This window comes from Pseudonocardia thermophila (assembly GCF_900142365.1).
In the GTDB taxonomy this organism is placed as follows: Bacteria; Actinomycetota; Actinomycetes; order Mycobacteriales; family Pseudonocardiaceae; genus Pseudonocardia; species Pseudonocardia thermophila.
In genome coordinates this window covers 82,345-105,456 of sequence record NZ_FRAP01000015.1, presented here as the reverse complement: position 1 = coordinate 105,456, position 23,112 = coordinate 82,345, and the positions used below count along the sequence as shown (strand labels likewise).

Genomic DNA, 23,112 nt, shown 5'->3' with positions numbered 1-23,112 from the left:
GTGATCCCCCCGACTCAGGACGTTCCGCGTGGACGGGTCGGGACTGGGGGCACGATCGATCGTCTCCTGGCTGGTCGAAGCGGCTCAGTCGGCGTGCAGGCGGTCCTTGAGGGCGGCCCAGCGGGGATCCAGTGTCTCATGTCCGTGACCCGGCTCGAGGTCGACCCACTTCTCCCCGCAGCCGGCGCACAGCCCGCGGCAGTCCGGCCGGCACAGCGGCGCCAGCGGCAGCTCGGTGACCATCGCGTCGCGCACCGTCTGCTCCAGGTCCACGGTGTCGTCGACGACCCGCGGCAGCTCGTCGGCGTCGGTGGTCTCGTCGGTGACGCTCTCGGGGTAGGCGAACAGCTCCCCCAGCACGACGGTGGTCTCGTCGAACACAGGATCGAGGCAGCGGGCGCACTCGCCCTCGAGCCTGGCGTGCGCGGTGCCGGAGACGTAGACGCCCTCGGTGACCGCCTCGAGGCGGACGGAGAGCTGGACGGGCGAGCCGACCGGCACGCCGATCGTCTCCAGACCGAAACGCGGATCGGGAGCGGGGATGGTGCGCTCGTAGGTGCGCGAGGCGCCGGCGCGCCGACCCAGCTCGCGGGTGCCGAACACCCACGGGCTCGCGGGGTCCGAGCGGTCGGCGACGGGGTGGTGCGTGCTCACCCTGCTCAGGGTAGGCCCGTCCCGCTCACCGCGGAGGGCTGACCCGCATCCGGACCTGCCCGTCCGCCACCTGGTCGACGGCGACCGTGTACGGGCCGACCGTTGCCCGGTCACCGACCGCGACCGTCAGCCGGGAACCGGACACCTCCAGCGCCACACCATCTGCGCCGATCTCGCCGATCGCGAGCGCCGGGCCGCTGCCGCAGGTGAGGGAGGTGCGGCCGTTGACCGTGCTGACCCGGCCGCTCCCCCGCATGCTGACGCTGCCTCGACCCGCCACGACGACGCAGGTGCCCGGGGGGTCCGGCGCCGCGGCGGCCGGGGGTGCGGGCGCCGCGGTTCCCGCCGGCTCCGGGGTGCCCGCCGTGGTGGCGGTGCAGCCGGTGATCAGCAGCCCGGTCAGCAGCACCACCGCCGGCCACCTCACGAGACGGCCCGCTGCGGCGGCGCGCTGCCGAACTCGTCGGCGATGAGCGCGGCCAGCTCCAGGTAGGCGTCCGCAGTGGCCGGGCGCAGCCGCTTCACCTCGATGCGACCGCCCGCGGCCAGGTGCGGATCGCGCGGGATCTCCACGACGGCGCGGCAGCGGGCGGTGAAGTGCGCGCGCAACCGGCTGATGTCGACCTCGTCGCTGGAGCGGTCGGCCGACAGCACCACGATCGCCCGTTCGACGGCCTCGCCGTACCCGTGCGCCACGAGCCAGTCGAGGGTCTTGCTGGCCCGGCTCGCACCGTCGACGGTCGGGGTGCCGACGACGACGAGGCTGCTGGCCCGCTGCAGCGTCGCCGCCATCGCCGAGTGCAGCATCCCGGTGCCGGAGTCGGTGATGATGATGTCGTAGTAGCGGGACAGCACCCCGGTGACCTGCTCGTACGCGCGGCCGTCGAACTCGGTGCGCGTCGTGGGGCGCTGCGCGGAGGCCACGACCTGCAGCCGCCCGATGAGGCTGGTGTAGCGGGCCACGTCGGGCAGGGCCCGGATGTCGTCGAGGTGCTCCAGCAGGTCGCGCACCGACAGCTCGGACTCACCGGTGAGCCGGTCGGCGAGCGTGCCGGCATCGGGGTTCGCGTCGATGCCGACGACCCGGTCGCCGCGGTGCTCGGACAGCATCAGCCCGAGCAGCGCAGCCACCGTCGACTTGCCGACACCGCCCTTCATCGACACCACCGACACGAAGTGCGTGCCCGGCAGCGGCCGCTGGATGCGGGCGACGAGGTCCTGGCGGCGCCGCTCCGCCGGGCCGATGCCGGGGTTGATCGCGCCGCCGGTCAGCGAGTAGAGGGCACGCCGCCAGCCCGACGCGGGCGCGTCCGAGCGCGGCTTGACGATCGTGAGATCGGTGAGCTCGTCCGCTGAGCGCGGGTCGGCGGACGGTGGTTGCGCGTGCTTCTCGAGGGACAGGGGCGGTGTCGGCGACGGTGCCGCGCGTGGTGCTGATCGTGGCGCCGGCGGGTTCTGCCGGGTCGGCTCCTCGGGCCGTCCGGGCCGGGCGATCTGCCGGGGCGGGGCGGCCGTCGCCTGGGCCGCCGCGGTCTTCCCGGGGTCCTCGGTGTCCGCATCGGCTCTCGCATCGGCTCTCGTATCGACACTGTCCGCTGCGGGCCCGTCGGGCCGCGTGTCCGGGTGCGGCGGCACGAATGCTCGTTTCGGCATGTGTCCTCTCCCCCCGATGCCGGAACCGCGGGCCGGCACCACCACTACGCCACCGGCCGTGGGTCGCGGTGATCCTACTCACCAACGGTCGCGGGAACGGCGGTTCGCGAACGCCGAACCTACCGCGGTCCGCCGGTGACCGCCCGCACCGGAAATTGTTTCTGACACAAATACATCGGGGAAGCCGGCCGGAATCCATGGCTCGGAAATGGCATTCACCCGATAGAATCCCGGCGCTGAGGTGTGTGCACGCACCGCAACGACGGACGACGGAGGCCGGGGGGCGTCCAACCAGGTCGCGGCGGTGCGGGCACAGGCGGGCGATGACGGCTCCCGGCCGGGATCGCCCACGGACCGTTGTGCCGGGGTCGATCCGGGCGGGCGCAGGCGTCGCGACCGGCCGGTGGCCCCTGCAGAACGGGCGAGCAGTCCTAGGGGGGACACCGAATGAGCGATGCCGACAGCGCCCAACCGACGACGTGTGCCCTACCGGGCTGCGACGTCGTCATCGAGCAGACGGACACCGGCGGGCCGCCGCGGCGCTACTGCTGTCCGGCCCACCGGAGCGCAGCCCGCAAGCAGCGTCAGGCGGCCCGCGCCGAGCTGGCCGCCACCACGACCGAGTCGGCCACCACGACCGAGTCGGCCACCACGACCGAGTCGAAGGACACCGATCCGCCCACTGAACGCATCGAGCGGATCGAGGCTCCCGTGGCGCCGGAGCCGGTGACCGCCCGGATCCGACCCGTCCTGCCGGGCGCGTCCCGGCGGCTGCGCAACCCGTTCCGCGGCGCGGCGGCGCAGCCCGAGCGGGTGCTGCGACCGGTGAAGGGACCGCTGCTGCGCAGCGAGCGCAAGACCACCGCGGCCGAGCGGCGCCGCCGCGCGATCGCGAGCCTCGCCATCGCGAGCCTGGTCGCCGGGGGCACCGGCTACGTCGCCAGCGACCCGCAGGTCCAGACCGCGGAGCCCACCGCGCTGCCCGGCCCGCAGAACGACGGGCGGGACTGGGCGGCCCGGGCGAGCATCGCGCTGGCCGGGCTCAGCCAGCAGCTGGAGGAGATCGAGCGGGTCGAGCAGGCGTGGTACGCCAGTGACCTGGCCACGTCCGGCGCCCTCCCTGAGGCGGTGCAGGCCCTGCTCGCGCGCAAGGACGAGCTGCTGCAGCTGCGGGCGACGCTCGCCGCGCAGCTGGAGGCCTGGCGGGCACTGCCGGAGGCGGAGAAGACCCTCGCTGCGGCCGAGAACCAGCTCGCCGCCATCGAGCGCACGATCGCGTCCGCGCCGCACGCGTCGGCGAGCCCCACGGCCGTCGCCGGCAGCAGCGCCCTCGGGGAGCGGCAGGCCCGCGCGGCGCTCCTCGACTCCACCCGCAAGACCGTCGAGACCCTGCGGTCCCACGTCACCTCGGCGCTGGCCGCCCCGCTCCCCGACACCGCCGCCGCCGGCACCCGCGCGATCGTGGACACCGTCCTGGCGCTCGTCGGCAGCAGCTCGAGACCGGGCGGGGGCTCCGGTGGCAACGCCGGTGGTGGTGACGGCGGTGGCGCGGGCGGCGTCGTCGCGGCGGCCGCGCCGCGGCCCGGCGGGCAGAACGAGCGCCGGGAGACCCCGACGGCGGCCGGCCCGTTCCCCGGCCGCAGCGGCACGCTCCTCCGCCCCGGTCCCGGACCGGCGCGGGACGGCAGCTCCACCAGCGAGCAGGACGATCAGGGCGGCCCGGTCGGCCAGGTGGTCGGCGCGGTCACCGACACCGTCTCCAGCACCGTCTCCAGCACTGCCTCCGGCCTCGGCCGAGCAGTCACCGGCGTCGGCGAGGCGGTCGCGGGCGTCGGCAACGCCCTGCTCGGCGGGGGCCGGGACCGCGCCGGTGACGATCACGACGGCCACGACGAGGGGCAGCGCTGGTCCAGCACGGACGACAACGACGACGAGGGCCACGACGAGCACGAGGACCACGGCCGCGGCGAGGATCGCGGCGGGCTGCTCGACGGCTTGCTCGGCGGCAAGCGGCCCGTCGGGAAGAAGGAGCACAAGGACCGCACCGGCATCGGCTGGAACAACGGCTCCGGGCAGGGCACACAGGGCGGCGACGAGGGCCCAGGGGACGAAGGCGCGAAGGACGAGGGCGCGAAGGACAAGTCGTCCGGCGGCAAGAGCGCTGAGGACGAGGGCCCCGGAAAGGACAAGGCCGACGAGCCCGACCCGGGCAAGAAGAAGCCGAAGGGCAAGGGCGAGCACAAGGGCAAGAAGTCGTCCGGCGAGTCCGGCAAGGGGAACGGCGGTCCCGCCAAGGACAAGAAGGGCCCCGACAAGCCGGGGAAAGGGGACCGGCCCGGCAAGGACGGCACGGACGGCACGGACAAGGGCGACAGGTCCAAGAGGGGCAAGGACCGGGGCGGCGCGGACAAGGGCGGCGCGGACAAGGGCGGCGCGGACAAGGGCGGCGCGGACAAGGGCGGCAAGGGATCCGACCGGGGCGACCGCGGCAAGGCGGACGAGGGCAAGGGCTCCGGCAAGGCAGACCGGGGCGACAAGGGCTCCAGCAAGTCCGAGAAGGGTTCGTCCGAGGGCGGTGCCAAGGGTTCTGGCAAGAACTCGGACGCCGACGACTGACCCCACGCGGGGTCACACTCCGTAGCCCACCCGAGTGCAGCGAACGGCACTTTCGTCAGCAGCATTCCTGACGAAAGTGCCGTTCGTTGCGCCACCACCCGAGCCGACCTCACGCATGGTGAGGGACGGTCAGGCGAGCGCGGGGACCTCCCCCGACGCCGCCGGCGCGGACGGGACGCGACCGGGATCGAACCCGTCCGCCACGTGCGCGGCCAGCTCCAGGAACGCATCCCGGGTGCGCCGCCGCAGCCGCTCGACGTCGATCCGCCCACCGGTGGCCAGGTGCGGGTCGAACGGGATCTCGACGACGGCGCGGCAGCGGGCGGCGAAGTGCTCCCGCACCCGGGTGACGTCGACGTCCTTGCTGCTGCGGTCGCACGAGAGCACGACGACCGCGTCGGCCGCGGCCTCGCGGTAGCCCTCGGCCTCCAGCCAGTCGAGGGTCAGGCTCGCGCGGGCGGCCCCGTCGACGGTGGGGGCGCCGACGACGACCAAGCTGTCGGCGGTGGCGAGGGTGCCCTCCATCGCAGAGTGGATCAGCCCGGTGCCGGAGTCGGTGATCACGACGTTGTAGTAGCGGGCGAGCAGCGCGACGACCTTCTCGTACTCCTCGCGCTGCAGCAGCGCGCTCATCGCCGGGTCCTGCTCGGACGCCAGCACGTGCAGCCGCCCGGCGAGGCTGGTGAAGTGGGCGAGGTCGGTCAGCGAGCGGGTGTGCTCGACGTCGCGCAGCAGCTCCCGCATCGTGACCGTGGTGTCGGCGGTGAGCCGGTCGGCGAGCGTGCCGGCGTTCGGGTTCGCGTCGACCGCGATGACCCGGTCGCCGCGGTTCTCGGCCAGCACCAGCCCGAGGCCGGCGGCGACGGTGGTCTTGCCGACCCCGCCCTTGATCGACGTGACCGCGACCCGGTGGACGCCGCGCAGCGGGCGGCGGATCCGGGTCAGCCACTGCTGGCGGGTGGCCTCGGCCGGGCCCGGGCCGGGATTGACCCAGCCTCGGGTGGCCGTGTACACGGCGCCGCGCCAGCCGCGGCGCGGGCGGTCGCCGCGGAACCGCACGACGGCGTCCTCGGTGATCTCCGCGGCGGTACGGGCGACTGCGGTCGGCTGGGTCATGCGTGCGTCACTCCCCCCCTCGCGCCGGTCAGGGCGCCTAGGTGACGAACTGGTCGGCCATGAGCGCCGCGAGCTCGTACGCGGCGGCCCGGGTCGCCGGGCGCAGCCGGTCGAGCTGCACCCGACCCCCGGTGGCCAGGTGCGGATCGTGCGGGATCTCCACGACGGCGCGGCAGCGCGCCCGGAAGTGGTCCCGGATCCGGGCGCGATCGACTTCGTCGCTGGTGCGGTCGCAGGACAGCACCGCGACCGACTCCGCGGCCAGCGCGCCGTGGCCGTGCGCGAACAGCCAGTCGAGGGTCTTGCTGGCGCGCCCGGCCCCGTCCACCGTCGGGGCGCCGACGATGATCAGGCTGTCGGCGAGCTTGAGCGTGCCCTCCATCGCGGAGTGCACCAGCCCGGTGCCCGAGTCGGTGATGATCACGTTGAAGAAGCGGTCGAGCAGCGCGCAGACGTCCTCGTACTCCTCGCGGCTGAACGCGTTGCCCGCGGCCGGGTCCTGCTCGGACGCGAGCACCTGCAGACGCCCGGCGAGGCTCGTGTAGCGCGACACCTCGGTCCAGCTGTTGATGCGGTCGAGATCGCGCAGCAGCTCCCGCACGGTCACGGTGGTCTCGCCGGTGAGCCGGTCAGCGAGGGTGCCGGCGTCGGGGTTGGCGTCGACGACGATGACGCGGTCGCCCCGGTTCTCGGCCATCACCAGCCCGAGGAGGGTGGAGACGGTGGTCTTGCCGACGCCGCCCTTGATCGAGGTGACCGCGATGCGGTGCGAGTGCAGCAGCGGGCGGCGGATGCGGTGCAGCACCTCGCGTTCGCGCAGCTCCTCGCGGCTGGGGCCGGGGTTGAGCAGCCCGCCGGACAACCGCAGGACCGCGCGCCGCCACCCACCGGACGGCTCGTCGGAGCGGGTGCGCAGGATCGCGTCGCCGGAGAGCTCGGCGGCGGTCTTCGGAGCGGGTGGTGACTGCTGGGGCATCTGCTGCTGCGTGGTCTGCGGCTGTGGGATCTGCCCCGTCGTCTGCGGCGGGTACGGCCCCGGCTGCGGGGCGAAGAGCGGGCCGTGCGGTGGTGGCCCGTACGGCGGTGGTGGCCCGGGTGGCGGTGGTTGCCCCTGCGGTGGATACGGCGCACCCGTCGGTGCCGGCATGCCGCTCGTTCCCCCCTGCTGCTCGTTCTGCAGCCGCCCGTCGGAGCCGACGAGCGTCCGCGGCTCCAGGCGATGTCCGTACCGATCCCACCAGGTCGCTGGATCGGGCTCAACCCGGCGTCCCCCCACGCAGCCGGAGGATAACCGAAAAACCGCAGGTGCGACCCCGATCGATCAACTGCGCAGTCGGCCAGTTCAGTCGGTCAGTTCAGTCGATCAGATCCATGCCGGTCCCGGAGCGTCCGTTGACCGGAGCAGCGGCGGGCCCGCCCGACCAGAGCTGGCTGCGGCCGCGGGACACGGTGCGCAGCGCCCGACTCAACGTCTCCTCGAACTCGGCGAGCTTGGTGTCGACGTAGGCATCGCACTCCTGGCGCAGCCGGGCCGCCTCGTGCTCGGCGCTGTCGACGATCCGGCTGGCCTCGGCATGGGCGGCGCGCACCACCTCGGTCTGCGAGACCAGCCGCGCCTGCTCGGCTTGGCCTTCGGCGACGAAGCGGTCGTGGGTGGCGCGCCCGGACTCGACCAGCCGCTCGGCCTCGGCGTGGGCGCGGTCGGTGAGTTCCTGGTACTGGCGGCGGCCCTCGGCGACGGTCCGTTCAGCCTCGTGCCGGGCCTTCGCCAGCAGCTGCTCGGCCTCTTCGCGCGCCGCCGCGACCAGCCGCTCCGCCTCGGCGCGCGCATCGGCCCGCAGTTCCTCGGCCTCGGCCTGGGCGGTGCTGCGGGTGTGCTCCGCCTCCTGGGTGGCCTCCTCGATCAGCTCATCGCGCCGGTCCAGCACGTCCTGGGCGTCGTCGAGCTCGGCGGGCAGGGCCTCGCGGACGTCGTCGAGCAGCTCCAGCACCTCGCCGCGGGGAACCACGCAGTTGGCCGTCATCGGGACCCCGCGCGCCTCCTCGACGACGGTGACGAGAGCGTCGAGCGATTCGAAGACCCGGTACACGCTCGCATCATCCCACCGGGCCGCGGCGTGCCCCGGCATTCGCAGCCGCAGCGCGTGTCAACCCTGCTCGGTGAGCCGCTGGATCAAGCGGCTGTGCACGGCCGGTGGCAGCAGGTCGGTGACGTCGCCGCCGAGCTTCGCCACCTCCTTCACCAGCGAGCTGGCGACGAAGCTGGCCTTCGGGTCGGCGGCCATGAACAGCGTCTCGATGCCGATGAGGTGCTGGTTCATCTGTGCCATCGGCAGCTCGTACTCGAAGTCGCCGGGCCCGCGCAGGCCCTTGACGATCGCGTCGGCACCTGCTCGGCGGCAGTAGTCGACGAGCAGTCCCTCGAAGGAGTCGGCCCGCACGTTGCCGAACGGCTTGGTGATCTCCTCGAGCATCGCGATGCGCTCGTCGACGGTGAACAGGCCCTTCTTGTTGGGGTTCACCGCCACCAGGACCACGACCTCGTCGAACAGGGCCGCGGCCCGCCCGATGATGTCCATGTGCCCGTTCGTCGGCGGGTCGAAGGATCCGGGGCAGACGGCGCGCCGCATGAGCGGGAGGCTACCGGGCAGCGACGTGCACAACGGTGTCGCCGTAACGACGCTCACGCAGCGCGCGGAGTGGTTCCGGCCACGGGAACGCGCCGTCGCGAACGGTGCGCTCCACGACCACGACGACGTCCTCGGCGAACCAGCCCTGGTCGGCGGCGTCGGCGAGCCAACCCGCGATCTCGGCCGATGGCAGGTCGTAGGGCGGATCGGCCAGCACGATGTCGTACGTGCGCCGCGCCGGGGCGCGCAGCAGCGCCCCGGCGTCGGCGACGGCGATCTCGGCGCCCGCCAGCCCGAGCGCGGCCACGTTGCGCCGCAGCACCGCCGCGGCGCGCCGGTCGGACTCGACGAACAGCGCGTGGGCGGCGCCGCGGGAGAGCGCCTCCAGCCCCAGCGCGCCGGTACCGGCGCACAGGTCGAGCACGGCGGCGCCGACCAGCCCGGGGTCGTGGCCGAGCGAGGCGAACAGCGCCTCGCGCACGCGGTCGGACGTCGGCCGGGTGCCCTTCGGGGGCACGGCCAGCCGACGTCCGCCCGCGATGCCGGCGATGATCCGGGTCACTCCAGCTCCACCAGCAGGTCGCCGCCCTCGACCTGCTGCACCTCGCCGATGGCCAGCCGGCGGACCGTGCCGGACTGCTGGGCGGTGATGCTGGCCTCCATCTTCATCGCCTCGATGGTGGCGACGGTCTGGCCGGCCGCGACCCGGTCGCCCTCGGCGACCTGCAGGGTCACCACGCCCGCGAACGGGGCGGCGATGTGGCGAGGGTTGCCGCGCTCGGCCTTCTCGGTGGCCTTCACCGTGGACTCGATCGACGTGTCCCGCACGGCGATCGGCCGCAGCTGCCCGTTCAGCGTCGCCAGCACGGTGCGGTAGCCGCGCTCGTCAGGCTCGCTGATCGCCTCCAACCCGATGAGCAGCGTGACGCCCTGCTCCAGCGTGACCGTGTGCTCCTTCCCCTTGTCCAGCCCGTAGAAGAAGTCCTTGCTGGACAGCACCGAGGTGTCGCCGTAGGCCTCCAGGTGGGCGGCGTACTCCTTGGCCGGGCCGGGGAACAGCAGCCGGTTCAGCGTGGCGCGGCGGTCGTCGCGCAGTCCGCGGCGGTCCTCGATCGTCAGCTGGGTGGTCCCCTTCGCCGGGGGCCTGCCCTCGAGTGCGCGGGTGCGGAACGGCTCCGGCCAGCCGCCCGGCGGGTCGCCCAGCTCGCCGCGCAGGAACCCGATCACCGAGTCGGGCACGTCGAACTTGCCCGGATCGGCCTCGAACTCCTCCGCTGACACCCCGGCTCCCACCAGGTGCAGGGCCAGGTCGCCCACGACCTTCGACGACGGCGTGACCTTGACCAGCCGCCCGAGGATGCGGTCGGCGGCGGCGTAGAGCTCCTCGATGAGCTCGAACCGGTCGCCCAGCCCCAGCGCGATCGCCTGCTGGCGCAGGTTCGACAGCTGCCCGCCGGGGATCTCGTGGTGGTACACGCGCCCGGTGGGCGAGGCGAGCCCGGACTCGAACGGCGCGTAGACCTTGCGCACCGCCTCCCAGTACGGCTCCAGGTCGCCCACCGCGGCCAGCGAGAGCCCGGTGGCGCGCTCGGTGTGGTCGGTGGCGGCGACCAGCGCGCTCAGCGACGGCTGCGACGTCGTGCCGGCCATCGACGCGACCGCGGCGTCGACGGCGTCCACCCCGGCGTCGATCGCGGCGAGCAGGGTGGCCAACTGGCCGCCCGCGGTGTCGTGGGTGTGCAGGTGCACCGGCAGGTCGAACCGCTCCCGCAGCGCGGTGACGAGCTTCTTCGCCGCCGGCGGGCGCAGGAGCCCGGCCATGTCCTTGATCGCGAGGATGTGCGCACCCGCCTCGACGATCTGCTCGGCCAGGCGCAGGTAGTAGTCGAGCGTGTAGAGCTTCTCGCCCGGGTCGGACAGGTCACCGGTGTAGCAGAGCGCCACCTCCGCGACGGCCGTGCCGGTGGCGCGCACCGCGTCGATCGCGGGCCGCATCTGCGCCACGTCGTTGAGCGCGTCGAAGATGCGGAAGATGTCCATCCCGGTGGCCGCTGCCTCCTCGACGAACGCGTCGGTCACCTCCGTCGGGTACGGGGTGTAGCCGACGGTGTTGCGGCCGCGCAGCAGCATCTGGGTGCAGATGTTCGGCACGGCCGCGGAGATCGCGGCCAGCCGCTCCCACGGGTCCTCGGCGAGGAACCTCAGCGCCACGTCGTAGGTGGCGCCGCCCCAGCACTCCAGCGACAGCAGCTGCGGCGCCGTGTGCGCGACGGCGGGCGCGACGGCGACCAGGTCGCGGGTGCGCACGCGAGTGGCGAGCAGCGACTGGTGGGCGTCGCGGAAGGTGGTGTCGGTGACCGCGACGGCGGTCTGCTCGCGCAGCCACCGCGCGAAGCCCTCCGGTCCCAGCTTGCGCAGCAGCTGCCGCGAACCCTCCGGCGGCTGCGCGGAGGCGTCGAACGCCGGCAGCTTGTCGGTCGGCTCGACGACCTGCGGCCGCGGCCCGTTCGGCTTGTTGACGGTGGTCTCGGCCAGGTACGTGAGCAGCTTGGTACCGCGGTCGGCGGGCCGGCGCGCGGTGAGCAGGTGCGGGCGTTCGTCGATGAACGAGGTGGTGATCCGGCCCGCCGCGAAGTCCGGGTCCGAGAGCACCGCCGCGAGGAACGGCAGGTTCGTGGCCACGCCGCGGATGCGGAACTCGGCGATCGCCCGCCGCGCGCGGCGCACCGCGTTGGCGAAGTCGTGGCCGTAGCAGGTCAGCTTCACCAGCAACGAGTCGAAGTGCGCGCTGACCTCGGCGCCGGTGTGCGTGGTGCCGCCGTCCAGCCGCACACCCGGCCCGCCCGGCGAGCGGTAGGTGCTGATCACGCCGGTGTCGGGGCGGAACCCGTTCGCCGGGTCCTCGGTGGTGACCCGGCACTGCAGCGCCGCACCGGAGATCGTGACGTCCTCCTGGCGCAGCCGCAGCTCCGGCAGGGTCATGCCGGCCGCGATGCGCAGCTGCGCGATCACCAGGTCGCGATCGGTGACCTGCTCGGTCACCGTGTGCTCGACCTGGATGCGCGGGTTCATCTCGATGAAGTGGTACGAGCCGCGCTCGTCCAGGAGGAACTCGACGGTTCCGGCGTTGACGTAGCCGATGTGCTTCGCGAACTTGACCGCGTCGGCGCAGATCCGGTCGCGCAGCTCGGGATCCAGGTTCGGCGCGGGCGCGATCTCGACGACCTTCTGGTGGCGCCGCTGCACCGAGCAGTCGCGCTCGTAGAGGTGCACGACGTTGCCCACCGCGTCGGCGAGGATCTGGACCTCGATGTGCCGCGGGTTGACCACGGCCTGCTCGAGGAACACCGTCGGGTCGCCGAACGCCGACTCGGCCTCCCGCATAGCCGCCTCGATCGCCTCACGCAGCTGCGCGGGATCGTCGACGCGGCGCATGCCGCGGCCACCGCCGCCCGCCACGGCCTTCACGAAGATCGGGAAGCCGATCTCGTCGGCGGCGGCCAGCAGGGTGGCGACGTCGGACGACGGCTCGGACGAGGCCAGCACCGCCACCCCGGCCTCGCGGGCGGCGGCGACCGCGCGCGCCTTGTTGCCCGTCAGGTGCAGCACCGACGCCGGCGGACCGACGAAGGTGATGCCCGCCTCCTCGCACGCCTCGGCCAGGTCGGGGTTCTCCGACAGGAACCCGTAGCCGGGGTACACGGCGTCGGCGCCGGCCTTGCGCGCGGCCTTGATCACCTCGTCGACCGACAGGTATGCCCGGACGGGGTGACCCACCTCACCGATCTGGTACGACTCGTCGGCCTTCGCCCGGTGCAGGGAGTTGCGGTCCTCGTACGGGTAGATCGCGACGGTGGCGATACCCAGCTCGTACGCTGCACGGAACGCGCGGATCGCGATCTCGCCGCGGTTGGCGACCAGGACCTTCTCGAACACGCAGAACCTCCTCGCGCGCCGGTGGATCTCACCGGCGGGCGAACCGTACCTGCCGGACGCGGTGCTGACGATCACCGCGTATCGCAGAGCGGACAGTCCGATCGGCGCACGCCGGCCGCGGCCGCCCCGAACGGAGCTGGGGATCGCACCACCGGGTGATCACCGGATGATCCGTCCGGTCGATCTCGGCCGCGCCGGTGCACCCGATCGGCCCCTGCAAGCTCTGCCCGGCTGGGGTACCAAGGGAAGGGTGCGACACCAGGCTCACGCTGCGGCCTTCGCGGACGGTCGCCGGCTCCGAGAGGAGGCGCGCATGCGACGTTCGTTCCCCCCGGCGGGGGCCTTGCTGGTCTTCGCCCTGGTCATGATGATCGCGCTGGGCACCACGGCGATGGTGACCGTGGCGGTCGGGATCGCCGCCGTGGGTGCGCTCATGACGCCGATCGTGCCCGTGCTGCTCGGCATCGGCATCGTCAACCTCGTGGCCGGGCCGCAGCGGCGCCGCCGGCGGCTGGAGCGCCGCGCCCAGCGGTTCGCGCACCAGCAGGCGTTGCGCCACGCACGTCAGTACGGCCACCCGTACGGGCACCCGCACCAGGGGTACGCGCCGCCACCACCCCGGCCCGCACCGCCCCCGCCGAGCCCCGAGCAGGTGTGGGCGCAGGCCCGTAGCCGGTTCCACGCCCTGCGCGACGCCTACGCCGCCCATGAGTGCGACCCGCTCGCCGTCCTGCGGCTGCCCGCGCTGTCGGACGTGAGCGTGCCCAGCACCGCCCGGTTCGTCGACGCGTTCGCCGAGGCGCAGGCCCTGGAGACCGACCAGTACCCGCCGCGCCAGCACGCGGACGCGTTCGTCCGCGCCGTGGAGAAGGCCGAGCGGGCCTGGCAGGCGGCCCGTGACGCGGCGGAGCGGATCCGGCTGTCCGGGCTCAGCCCGGACGAGCGGCGCAGCATCGAGCGCGTCGTCAAGCTGCTCACCACCGCGCGCGACTCCGACAGCGATCCCGAGCGCCACGCCGCCTACGCGCTGGCCCGCGCCGAGCTGGAGAAGCTCGACAGGGCGGGTGTCGTGCACGTGCCGCAGCCGGCGAAGATCGCGATCGAGGAAGCGGCGCGGACCAGTCTGCCCGCTGCCTGAGTCACACCACCTGACTCACACCGCCTGACTCACACCGCCTGACTCACACCGCCTGACTCACACCGCCTGACTCACACCGCCTGACTCACACCTTGTCCAGGTAGGCGGCGCGCTCCTCGTCGCCGATCGTCTCGGCGACGAGTGCCCGCAGCCGCGGGTGCTGGCGCAGACCCGGGTCCTGCGCCACGAGGTCCATCGCGTACTGCTGCGCCTTCACGATGATCTCCTCGTGGTGCAGCAGCGACAGCAGCCGCAGGCCCGAGCGCCGCCCTGACTGCACCGAGCCGAGCACATCGCCCTCGCGGCGCAGCTCCAGATCGAGCCGGGCCAGTTCGAAACCGTCGGTGGTGCTGGCGACCGCGTCCAGTCGCTCCCGGGCGGTGGTGCCCGCCGGCATGTCGGTGATCAGTAGGCACACGCCCGGCGCCGAGCCGCGGCCCACCCGGCCGCGCAGCTGGTGCAGCTGGGACAGGCCGAACCGGTCGGCGTCGAGGATCACCATCGCGGTGGCGTTGGGGACGTCGACCCCGACCTCGATCACCGTGGTCGCGACGAGCACGTCGAGCTCGCCGCGTTCGAAGGCGCGCATCACCGCGTCCTTCTCGTCGGGCGGCAGCTTGCCGTGCAGGATGCCGAGCCGCAGGCCCTGCAGCGGCCCCTCGGCCAGCTTCGGTCCGACGTCGAGCACCGCCAGCGGGGGACGGCGCCGCTCCTCGGTCTCGTCGTCCTCGAGCGGCTCGTCGGGTTCGTCCTCCTCGGCGGCGAACTCCCCCACCCGCGGGCACACCACGTACGCCTGGTGGCCTGCCTCGACCTCCTCGCGCACCCGCGCCCACACCCGGTCGAACCAGGCCGGCTTCTCCGCCAGCGGCACCACCGTGGTGGAGATCGGCGAGCGCCCGCCGGGCAGGCCGTGCAGCGCGGACACCGCCAGGTCGCCGTACACCGTCATCGCGACCGTGCGCGGGATCGGGGTGGCCGTCATGACCAGCATGTGCGGGGCGAGCTCGCCGCGGGAGCGCAGCGCGTCGCGCTGCTCCACGCCGAAGCGGTGCTGCTCGTCGACGACGACCAGCCCGAGATCGGCGAACTTCACCCGGTCCTCGATCAGCGCGTGGGTGCCGACGACGATGCCGGCCGCACCGGACTGCGCGTCGAGCAGCGCCTCGCGCTTGGCCTTCGCGCCCAGCGAGCCGGTGAGCAGCGCGATCTTCGTGGCGTTCTCGGCGGCGCCCAGCTCGCCGGCCTGCCCGAGCGGACCGAGCATGGTGCGCAGCGAGCGGGCGTGCTGGGCGGCGAGCACCTCGGTGGGCGCGAGCAGCACCGCCTGCTTGCCCGCGTCGACGACCTGCAGCATCGCCCGCAGCGCGACGATGGTCTTCCCGGCGCCGACGTCGCCCTGCACCAACCGGTTCATCGGGTGCTCGCGGGCCAGGTCTGCGGCGATCTCCTGGCCGACCTGGATCTGGCCCTCGGTCAGCTCGAACGGCAGCGCAGCGTCGAACGCGGCCGCGATCCCGTCGGGCCGCGGCGGGCAGGCCGGCGCCGGGCGCTGCGCGGTGGCCTCGCGGCGCAGGGCGAGGGCGAGCTGCACCCCCATCGCCTCGTCCCACACCAGCCGGGCGCGGGCGGCGTGCTGGTCGGCCTCCGTGTCGGGCAGGTGGATGCGCCGCAGCGCCCGGCCCAGGCCGGCGAGTCCTTCGCGGCGGCGCAGCTCCTCCGGCAACGGGTCGGCGACGTCGTCGAGGTCGATCATGTCGAGGACCTGGCGCACGCACCGCCAGATCTGCTGCGACGTGATGCCCGCCGTGGCCGGGTACACCGACACGAACGGTCGGATCTCGTCCTCCTCGTCGATGAGCTCGAACGTGGGGTGGGTGAGCTGCAGCTGATTCCTGAAGACGCCGACCTTGCCGGAGAACATCGCGCGCACCCCGGGCCGCACGAACGGTGCGACCTTCCTCGGGTGGAAGAACGTGCAGTTCAGGGTCGCGCCCTTCTCGTCGCGGACGACGACCTGCAGCAGGCTCCCGGCGCGCGTCTTCATCCGGCGCTCCTCGGCCCGCACGACCTGTGCGACGACCGTGACGTGCTCGCCGATCTCGAACCCGGCGATGTCGGTGAGCCGCCCGCGGTCGACGTAGCGGCGCGGGTAGTGCCGCAGCAGCTCGCCGACGGTGCGGATGTTCAGCTCCTTCTCCAGCAGCTGGGCCGCCGTGCCGCCCAGCAGCCCCTTCAGCGGGGTGTCGAGATCGACGCGATCGAACCGCGGCACTACTCCACCCCCAGCACCAGCGGATAGTCGGTCTGCCCCCCGCGGTGCACCACCACGTCGACCTCGGGGTGGGTGCGCCGCAGATCCGCTGCCAGCCCCTCACCCAGCGAATCGTCGACCCCGGCGCCCAGGAGCGCCGTGACGATCTCCCCGCCCGCGGTCAGCATGCGATGAGCCAACCACAGGGCACCGACGGCCAGGTCGGGAGCGATGAGCACCACCTCGCCGTCAGCGATGCCGAGCACGTCGCCGGGCTCGCAGCGGCCCACCCAGGTGAGCGCCTCCGACTCGGCCACCATGAGCGCCGCCGTGCGGGTGCCGGCGGCCGCCTCCGCCATCGCCACGACGTCGTCGCCCGCGCGGCGGTGCGGATCGTGCACAGCCAGCGCCGACAGCGCCTGCAGCACCGACGACGTCGGCACCACGACCACGTCCTGCCCGGCCCGCCGGGCCATCCCCGCGGCCCGCTCCGCGACGGCGGTGAGCTCGGACTCGCCGGGCAGCAGCACCACGTGCCGGGCGCGGGTGCCGGCGATCGCCGCGGCCAGCGCCGCCGGCTCCACGGGCTCGTCCGGCCCGCGCTCCAGCACGTCCGCGCCCGCCTCGCGGGCCAGCTGCGCGATCTCCGAGCCGGTCACGACCATGAGCACGGCCCGGGCCTTCACGAACCGCGCCCCGGCGGGCTCCGGCGCCGCACCCGGGGCCGGGGTGTCGGCGAACCGGACGACCGTGATCCGCCGCGGCCGCCCGACCGCGAGCCCCGCCTCGATCACCGCGCCGATGTCGGAGCAGTGGACGTGCACGTTCCAGGTGCCGGAGCCGTCGCCGACGACCGCGACCGAGTCGCCCAGCTGGTCCAGCTCGTCGCGCAGCGCGTCGGCGGCCCTGCTGCTCACCCCGTCGAGCAGGTACATGACCTCGTACTCGAAGTCGGTCGATCCGCCCTCCCGCTCCCCCACCAGCGCCTCGCGGCTGCGCAGCGGCGGGCGGCCGGTGGTCGCGGGCAGCGGCACCGTCTCCGTCGGGGCGCGGCCGGTCACCAGCCCCGCCAGCGCGTCCAGCACCACGTAGAGACCGAGCCCACCGGCGTCCACCACCCCGGCCCTGGCCAGTTCCGGCAGCTGCGCGGTGGTCTCGCGCACCGCGCGCTCGGCGGCGTCCGCGGCGGCGGTGGCGGCGTCGGCCAGCTCCTTGCCCGCAGCCGCGGCGGCGGCCTCGTCCAGGACGGTCAGCATCGTGCCCGGCCTCGGCCGGGACACCGCCGAGCGGGCCGCGGTCGCCGCCGCGGCCAGTGCGTCCCCCAGGTCACCCCCGCGAGCGACGGCGTCGGCCACCCCGCGCAGCACCTGCGACAGCAGCACCCCGGAGTTGCCGCGCGCCCCGACCAGCGCCCCCTTCGCCACCGCCGCGGCGAGATCGGGAGCGCGCCGGTCGCGCGGCTCCGCCTCGGCCACCGCTGACCGCATCGTGAGCAGCATGTTCGAGCCCGTGTCGCCGTCCGCGACCGGGAAGACGTTGATGCGGTCGATCTCGGCGCAGTGCCGCTCCAGGCCCTCGGCGGCCGCGGCCACCCACCGGACGAACAGGGCCGCGTCGAGGACCGGTTCGTGAGCGGGGACCACGCGCGGAGGGTAACCGGTCAGGCGCACACGGGCTGCGGACCGGTCGAGCCGGGCTGCAGGAGCTGCCTTCCTGCCGGCCCGCTGCCCTCCCGGCCGCTGCCCCGCTGGGACACTCGAGACCGACAGGCACCCTGAACCCCCGATCGGAAGGCACCCCGTGGCACGCGGCACCCGGCCCAGCACCCGTCCGGCCCGCCGCAGCGGCGCCCCGCCGCGCAAGAAGGCCAAGGAGAAGACCGGCCGCCGGGTCGAGTTCTCCTTCCTGCCCGGCCTGGAGGACGTCGTCCGCGACGAGCTGCGCTCGGTCGTCGGCGACAAGCCGGTGACCAGGGTGCGCGAGGACGCGGTGGCGGCGACGGTCGCCGGGCCGCTGCACACGCTCATGGCGCTGCGCACCGTGGTGGCGCCGTTCCTCGTGCTGCACGCCGATGTACCGCGGCCGGCGTCGTTCCTGGACGGCAGCCTGTTCCCGCAGCTCGTGGCGACGGTGCGGGAGGCGGCGACCGCGGACTCGCGGGCGGTGTCGCACTCGTTCCGCATCGACGCCGCCGGGCGCGACTCCGCGGTGTACCGGCGGATCGCGGAGCAGCTCGCCGCGGCCACCCGCATGCGCCACGATCCCGAGGAGGGCACGACGCTGCTGCGGTTCCGCCGCTCCGGGGCCGGCTGGGACGTGCTGGTGCGGCTGGGCAACCGGCCGCTCTCGGCGCGGGCCTGGCGCCGCGCCGGCTACGTGGCCGCCGCGAACGCCACCGTGGCGGCGGCGATGGTGCGGCTGTCGAAGCCCCGCCCCGACGACCGCGTGGCCGCCCTGATGTGCGGCTCCGGCACGATCCTCGTGGAGCGACTGCTCGCCGCGCGCGCCCGCTGCGCGGTGGGCGTCGACCTGGCCGCGGACGCGATCGCTGCGGCCCGCGAGAACCTCGCCGGGGCGGGCCTCACCGGCCGCGCGACGCTTTACACCTCGGACATCGCCGACGACGACTGGGCCGCCGCCGGCCCGTTCGACGTGCTGCTGTCCGATCCGCCGTGGGGCGACAAGATCGGTGATCACGCTCACAACGAGGAGCTGCACACCCTGCTGCTGCGCCGCGCGCACGACGTCGCCGCGCCGGGGGCCCGGCTCGTCGTGCTCACCCACGAGATCAAGATCATGGGCCGGTGCGTGGCCGCCGCGGCGGACCTGTGGCAGCCGGTCAGCGAGCAGAGGGTGTTCAACAAGGGCCACCACCCGCGCATCTACGTCCTGCGCAGGCGATGAACCCCGGGAGTCGTCAGTCGACCCCGACCGCGGCGCGCACGCCGCTGAGCACCTCGCGGGCCCGGGCCCGGGCCTTGACCCCGCCCTCGGCGAGCCGCTCGTCCAGGTCGCTGTCGGGCCGCATCAGCTCCTCGTAGCGCTCACGCAGCGGCGCCATCTGGGTGTCGAGGGTCTCGAACAGGATGTTCTTCAGCTCGCCCCAGCCCATCCCGCCCGCCTTGAGCCGCTCGCGCACGTCCGCGACGACGTCGGGCGCGGCGAACTGCTCGAGGATGAGGAACACCGACGAGCTGTCCGGGTCCTTCGGCTCCTCGACCGGCGTGGAGTCGGTCGCGATCCGCCGGACGATCTTCTTCAGCTGCGCCGACGGCGCGAACAGCGGGATGGTGTTGTCGTAGCTCTTGCTCATCTTGCGGCCGTCGGTGCCGGGCAGGGTCTTGCCGGCGTCGGCCGCGGGCAGCACCAGCTCGGGAACCTTGAGCGTGAACGTCTCGCCGAACAGCGCGTTGAACGACTTCGCGATGTCCGCGGCGTACTCGACGTGCTGCGACTGGTCCTTGCCGACGGGCACCACGTCGGTGTCCATCAGCAGGATGTCGGCCGCCATGAGGATCGGGTAGTTGTACAGACCCATGTTGACGCCCGCGTCGAGGTCCTCGATCCCGGCGGCGGCGTTGCGGTCACGGATCGCCTTGTACGCGTGGGCGCGGTTCATCAGGCCCTTGCCCGTGACGCAGGACAGCACCCAGGCCAGCTCGAACGTCTCGGGGACGTCGGACTGGCGGTACATCGTGATCCGGTCGGTGTCCAGGCCGGCCGCGATCCACGTGGCCGCCACCGACCGCGAGTAGTGGCGCATCTCGTCGGCGCTGCGGACCGTCGTGAGCGCGTGGTAGTCGGCGATGAAGTACATCGCCTCGTACGTGTCGGCCAGCTGCAGCGCCGGGCGGATCGCACCGATCAGGTTGCCGAGATGCGGTTCGCCGGTGGGCTTGATGCCGGTCAGCGAGACCTTGCGTTGCGTCACGGACCCCACGGTATCGCGGCGGGTCACCGCCTTCGTCACCGTCTTCTCAGCACCACCGTCAGCTCGTGGCGGTTGTGGTGCAGCTGACGGGCGAACACGACCTCGTACGCGGCGGCGAGCTTCTCCCGGCAGCGCTGCAGCGTCTGCAGCGGGCGGCGGGTGCCCGTCTTGAGCGTCATGACCGCCGGGGCGCCCCGCCGCAGCCGCTGCGCGGCCTCCAGCATCACCTCGCACGACAGCAGCGGATCCATCCGCATGTCGTTGACGACGAGGTCGAACTCCAGGTCGGTCGCGCGGAAGAACTCCCCCGCCGTGGTGCGGACGTGGTGCACGCCGGGATCGGCCAGCACCCGCGGGTCCATGTCGCCCGGGTCGACGGCCCACACCTGCGGCCCGCGCAACCGCACGATCCGCGTCCAGCCGCCGGGGGCGGCGCCGAGATCGACGGCGTTGCCGCTGCGCGGCAGCTCCAGCGGCAGGAGCATGAACAGCTCCTCCAGCTTGAACTCCGCGCGCGAGACGTGCCCGGGCCCCTTCGCCAGCCGCACCCGTCCGCCGGGCCAGTCGCTCAGTGCGACGCCGGTGCGGTTGAGGCCGAGCACGACGCCGCGCTCGGTCGTGCACACCGACAGCACGTGCTCGCGGCCGGCCCGGGCGACGGTCGTGCCGTGCTCGGCGAGCGCGTCGCGGACTCCCGTGTAGACGTCCCCGGCGCCGTAGCCGGCCCGGGGTGCGCCGCTCGCCCATGCCTGCACGGCGAGATCGGCCTGCCCACCGGCCAGCTCGACGGCGGCCGCGACGACGTCGGCGAGCCCGCTCCCGACCGGCAGCCGCACCCGCTCGACCGCGAGGTGCTGCACGAACGCGATCCGGCCCGAGTTCGCGGCCGCCGCGATCTCCTCGATCGGCGGGCCGGTGCACACGAACGCGTCGGGACCCAGCCGTTCGATACCGATCCCGCGGCCGAAGACGCTGCGCAGCTCGTGTCCCGCCGTCGCGAGGTTCTCCTCCGATGCCGAACACAGAACGGACCCGGGCGCGGAGACGGACACCGGCGGACGCTAGCATCGGCTGCGGACCGGGTGGTGGGCCGAGGGCCGCACCGCCCTCGACGCGGGTGCGCCGGAGCGGGTCTGTAGACTTGACCGCTGGTACGCGCCCTTTCAGCCGGTACGGAGAGGATTCACGATCATGGCCGCAGTCTGCGAGATCTGCGACAAGTCGCCAGGCTTCGGCAAGCGCAACGCCCGGCTCGGCAAGGGTGCGCTGAAGCGGCGCATCAAGGCGAAGACCTCGCGGCGCTTCAACCCGAACATCCAGTCGATGCGCGTCGCCCAGGGCGGCAACACCCGCAAGATCAACGTCTGCACGACGTGCATCAAGTCCGGTCGGGTGCAGCGGGCCGCCGCAGTCTGATCTTCGACTTCCCGGTGAAAGGCCCTCCGACCGGCTGGTCGGAGGGCCTTTCGCCGTGCGTCAGGGCAGCTTCCAGTCGACGGGCTCGCCGCCGATCTCCTCCAGCAGCGCGTTGGCCCGGCTGAACGGCCGCGAGCCGAAGAAGCCGTTCGCCGCCGACATCGGTGACGGGTGCGCGGACTCGATGCACGGCACGTCCTGCAGCAGCGGCACGAGGTTACGCGCGTCACGGCCCCACAGGATCGCCACGAGCGGCTCGGAGTCGCGGGCGACCAGGGCGCGGATCGCCTGTTCGGTGACCGCCTCCCAGCCCTTGCCGCGGTGCGAGCCCGGCTTGCCGGGGGTCACGGTGAGGCACCTGTTGAGCAGCAGCACGCCCTGACGGGTCCACGGTGTGAGGTCCCCGGTGGACGGCTCGGGGTGGCCGAGGTCGTCGCAGTACTCGCGGAAGATGTTCACCAGCGACCGCGGCAGGGGCCGGGTCTCGGGCGAGACCGAGAACGACAGGCCCACTGCGTGCCCCGGCGTCGGGTAAGGATCCTGCCCGACGATGAGCACCCGCACCTCGTGGAAGGGCTGCTGGAACGCGCGCAGGACGTTCTGCCCGGACGGCAGGTAGCGCCGGCCCGCTGCCAGCTCGGCGCGCAGGAAGTCGCCCATCTCGGCGATCTGCCCGGCGACCGGGGCGAGCGCCTTCGCCCAGCCCGCCTCGACGATCTCCTCCAGGGGCTTGCCCGCCATCAGTCGATCCTCCGCAGCTCGGCGCGGAACCGCTTGCCCCGCGCGACGTAGCTCGCAACGGCGTGCTCCGCGTACTCGGGGCCGACCTCGAAGCCCTCCCGCACCCTGGCCGGGATCCCCATCACCATGGTCCGGGGGGCGACCTGCGCGCGCGGCGACACGACGGCGCCCGCCGCGACCACCGCGCCCTCCCCGATGCGCGCGCCGTTGAGCACCACCGACCCGGACGAGATCAGCGCCCGGTCGCCGATCGTGGCGCTCTCGATGTGCACGTTGTGCCCGACGGTGACCTCGTCGCCGATGATCGTGGGTTCCTCGGGCGTGGTGTGGATGATCGAGCCGTCCTGGATGCTCGTGCGGGCACCCACCTCGATGCGCCCTTCGTCGCCGCGGAGCACCGCCGTCGGCCAGATCGAGGCCTCCGCACCGATCCTCACGTTGCCGATCACCACCGCGTCCGGGTGGACGTACGCCTCGGGATGGATGTCGGGCTCGCTGTCACCGAGTGCATAGATGGGCACCGGCTCAGCCTAGGAGGCCCCGTCAGCCGGTCGTGAGCGGCCTCACCTGATCGACTGGAACGATCCAGAAAGCGTGCGCGCTGTACCGGGTGCACACCCCTGGAGACGACCCTCATCGAGAGGAGACGCAGTGATCGACCGCATCCGCCGCACCGTGCGCCGCCTGGACGAGTGGACGCTGTTCGCGTTCAACCCGCCGCCCGCACTGCGCCGCCGCTGAACCCCGCTCAGGAGGAGGTCTCCGGCGGGCGGGCCGGCCGCAGCCGCATCCAGGTGAAGAACAGCGCGGCCACGACCAGCATCACGACCCCGCTCCAGACGTTCATGTGCAGCCCGCCGGACTTCTCGATCTCCTCCTGCGTGGTGTCGACGATCCCGATGATCAGCAGCAACAGGCCGTAGACGCCGAACAGCAACGCGATCACGGTGCGCAGATCGAACAGCGACGACGCCGCGTGGTGGACCTCCTCCGCCTCGCCGGCGGAGTCGTTCCCCAGTTCAGCCAC

The 23,112-nt window shown here is 73.4% G+C and carries 20 protein-coding genes; 4 read left to right on the top strand and 16 right to left on the bottom strand.

Annotation, left to right across the window (positions count from 1 at the left end; translation table 11 throughout):
• Positions 1-84: 84 nt before the first annotated feature.
• From BUE41_RS19370 to BUE41_RS19360, 3 genes are read right to left on the bottom strand one after another with little or no spacing between them, the layout of a single operon-like run.
• Positions 85-654, bottom strand: coding sequence for a YceD family protein (locus tag BUE41_RS19370; protein ID WP_073458555.1), 570 nt, complete (start codon positions 652-654; stop codon positions 85-87).
• Positions 655-679: 25 nt separating this feature from the next.
• A complete protein-coding gene (locus tag BUE41_RS19365) occupies positions 680-1,066 on the bottom strand; it encodes a hypothetical protein (protein ID WP_143172249.1) in 387 nt (128 codons plus the stop codon).
• Between the two features lie 11 nt (positions 1,067-1,077).
• Entirely contained in the window at positions 1,078-2,307 is a 1,230-nt protein-coding gene (locus tag BUE41_RS19360; RefSeq protein ID WP_200804019.1) for a MinD/ParA family ATP-binding protein, read from the bottom strand.
• Positions 2,308-2,754: 447 nt separating this feature from the next.
• Here BUE41_RS19360 and BUE41_RS30375 point away from each other — a divergent pair, with 447 nt between their 5' ends.
• On the top strand, positions 2,755-4,923 hold the full coding sequence (locus BUE41_RS30375; protein ID WP_073458552.1) for a hypothetical protein: 2,169 nt from the start codon (positions 2,755-2,757) through the stop codon (positions 4,921-4,923).
• A gap of 129 nt (positions 4,924-5,052) precedes the next feature.
• Here the strand turns inward: BUE41_RS30375 and BUE41_RS19350 are convergent, their stop codons facing one another.
• The 6 genes from BUE41_RS19350 to BUE41_RS19325 all read right to left on the bottom strand — a co-directional run bounded on the left by BUE41_RS19350 (position 5,053) and on the right by BUE41_RS19325 (position 12,605).
• Positions 5,053-6,039, bottom strand: a complete 987-nt coding sequence (locus BUE41_RS19350) for a MinD/ParA family ATP-binding protein (RefSeq protein ID WP_073458551.1) — start codon at positions 6,037-6,039, stop codon at positions 5,053-5,055.
• Between the two features lie 37 nt (positions 6,040-6,076).
• Positions 6,077-7,186 carry a MinD/ParA family ATP-binding protein gene (locus BUE41_RS19345; RefSeq protein ID WP_084755418.1) on the bottom strand — a complete coding sequence of 370 codons (1,110 nt, stop codon included), beginning with the start codon at positions 7,184-7,186 and terminating at the stop codon, positions 6,077-6,079.
• A 208-nt stretch (positions 7,187-7,394) separates the two neighbouring features.
• A complete protein-coding gene (locus tag BUE41_RS19340; protein WP_073458549.1) occupies positions 7,395-8,129 on the bottom strand; it encodes an ATP synthase F0 subunit B in 735 nt (244 codons plus the stop codon).
• Between the two features lie 57 nt (positions 8,130-8,186).
• Positions 8,187-8,669: a pantetheine-phosphate adenylyltransferase gene (gene coaD / locus BUE41_RS19335; protein WP_073458548.1), complete on the bottom strand. Its 483-nt coding sequence runs from the start codon at positions 8,667-8,669 to the stop codon at positions 8,187-8,189.
• A gap of 10 nt (positions 8,670-8,679) precedes the next feature.
• A complete protein-coding gene (gene rsmD, locus BUE41_RS19330) occupies positions 8,680-9,231 on the bottom strand; it encodes a 16S rRNA (guanine(966)-N(2))-methyltransferase RsmD (RefSeq protein ID WP_073458547.1) in 552 nt (183 codons plus the stop codon).
• Positions 9,228-12,605 (bottom strand): pyruvate carboxylase, encoded by a 3,378-nt coding sequence (locus BUE41_RS19325; protein ID WP_073458644.1) that lies wholly within the window; start codon positions 12,603-12,605, stop codon positions 9,228-9,230. The genes rsmD and BUE41_RS19325 overlap by 4 nt, the downstream gene beginning before the upstream one ends.
• A 313-nt stretch (positions 12,606-12,918) precedes the next feature.
• Here BUE41_RS19325 and BUE41_RS19320 point away from each other — a divergent pair, with 313 nt between their 5' ends.
• On the top strand, positions 12,919-13,743 hold the full coding sequence (locus BUE41_RS19320) for a hypothetical protein (RefSeq protein ID WP_143172248.1): 825 nt from the start codon (positions 12,919-12,921) through the stop codon (positions 13,741-13,743).
• An 85-nt stretch (positions 13,744-13,828) separates the two neighbouring features.
• On the opposite strand, the gene recG is transcribed toward BUE41_RS19320, so the two are convergent.
• Positions 13,829-16,018 carry an ATP-dependent DNA helicase RecG gene (gene recG, locus BUE41_RS19315; protein ID WP_143172247.1) on the bottom strand — a complete coding sequence of 730 codons (2,190 nt, stop codon included), beginning with the start codon at positions 16,016-16,018 and terminating at the stop codon, positions 13,829-13,831.
• Positions 16,018-17,640, bottom strand: a complete 1,623-nt coding sequence (locus BUE41_RS19310) for a DAK2 domain-containing protein (protein ID WP_073458643.1) — start codon at positions 17,638-17,640, stop codon at positions 16,018-16,020. The genes recG and BUE41_RS19310 overlap by 1 nt, the downstream gene beginning before the upstream one ends.
• 157 nt (positions 17,641-17,797) lie before the next feature.
• Between BUE41_RS19310 and BUE41_RS19305 the strand changes: the two genes are divergently transcribed.
• Positions 17,798-18,901 carry a methyltransferase gene (locus tag BUE41_RS19305; protein ID WP_073458545.1) on the top strand — a complete coding sequence of 368 codons (1,104 nt, stop codon included), beginning with the start codon at positions 17,798-17,800 and terminating at the stop codon, positions 18,899-18,901.
• Between the two features lie 13 nt (positions 18,902-18,914).
• Here BUE41_RS19305 and BUE41_RS19300 read toward each other — a convergent pair whose 3' ends face one another.
• Together BUE41_RS19300 and BUE41_RS19295 are read right to left on the bottom strand one after the other, a co-directional pair.
• The gene (locus BUE41_RS19300) at positions 18,915-19,928 is read right to left on the bottom strand and encodes a tryptophan--tRNA ligase (RefSeq protein ID WP_073458641.1); all 1,014 of its coding nucleotides are present in this window, start codon (positions 19,926-19,928) and stop codon (positions 18,915-18,917) included.
• 35 nt (positions 19,929-19,963) lie between these two features.
• Positions 19,964-20,980, bottom strand: a complete 1,017-nt coding sequence (locus BUE41_RS19295) for an SAM-dependent methyltransferase (RefSeq protein ID WP_073458544.1) — start codon at positions 20,978-20,980, stop codon at positions 19,964-19,966.
• Between the two features lie 139 nt (positions 20,981-21,119).
• On the opposite strand from BUE41_RS19295, the gene rpmB reads away from it, so the two are divergent.
• Positions 21,120-21,344, top strand: a complete 225-nt coding sequence (gene rpmB, locus BUE41_RS19290; RefSeq protein WP_073458543.1) for a 50S ribosomal protein L28 — start codon at positions 21,120-21,122, stop codon at positions 21,342-21,344.
• A 60-nt stretch (positions 21,345-21,404) separates the two neighbouring features.
• On the opposite strand, the gene BUE41_RS19285 is transcribed toward rpmB, so the two are convergent.
• The 3 genes from BUE41_RS19285 to BUE41_RS19275 form a co-directional block, all read right to left on the bottom strand.
• A complete protein-coding gene (locus BUE41_RS19285; protein WP_073458542.1) occupies positions 21,405-22,085 on the bottom strand; it encodes a uracil-DNA glycosylase in 681 nt (226 codons plus the stop codon).
• Positions 22,085-22,606, bottom strand: a complete 522-nt coding sequence (locus BUE41_RS19280; protein WP_073458541.1) for a gamma carbonic anhydrase family protein — start codon at positions 22,604-22,606, stop codon at positions 22,085-22,087. The genes BUE41_RS19285 and BUE41_RS19280 overlap by 1 nt, the downstream gene beginning before the upstream one ends.
• Before the next feature lie 227 nt (positions 22,607-22,833).
• Positions 22,834-23,112 (bottom strand): hypothetical protein, encoded by a 279-nt coding sequence (locus tag BUE41_RS19275; protein ID WP_327194777.1) that lies wholly within the window; start codon positions 23,110-23,112, stop codon positions 22,834-22,836.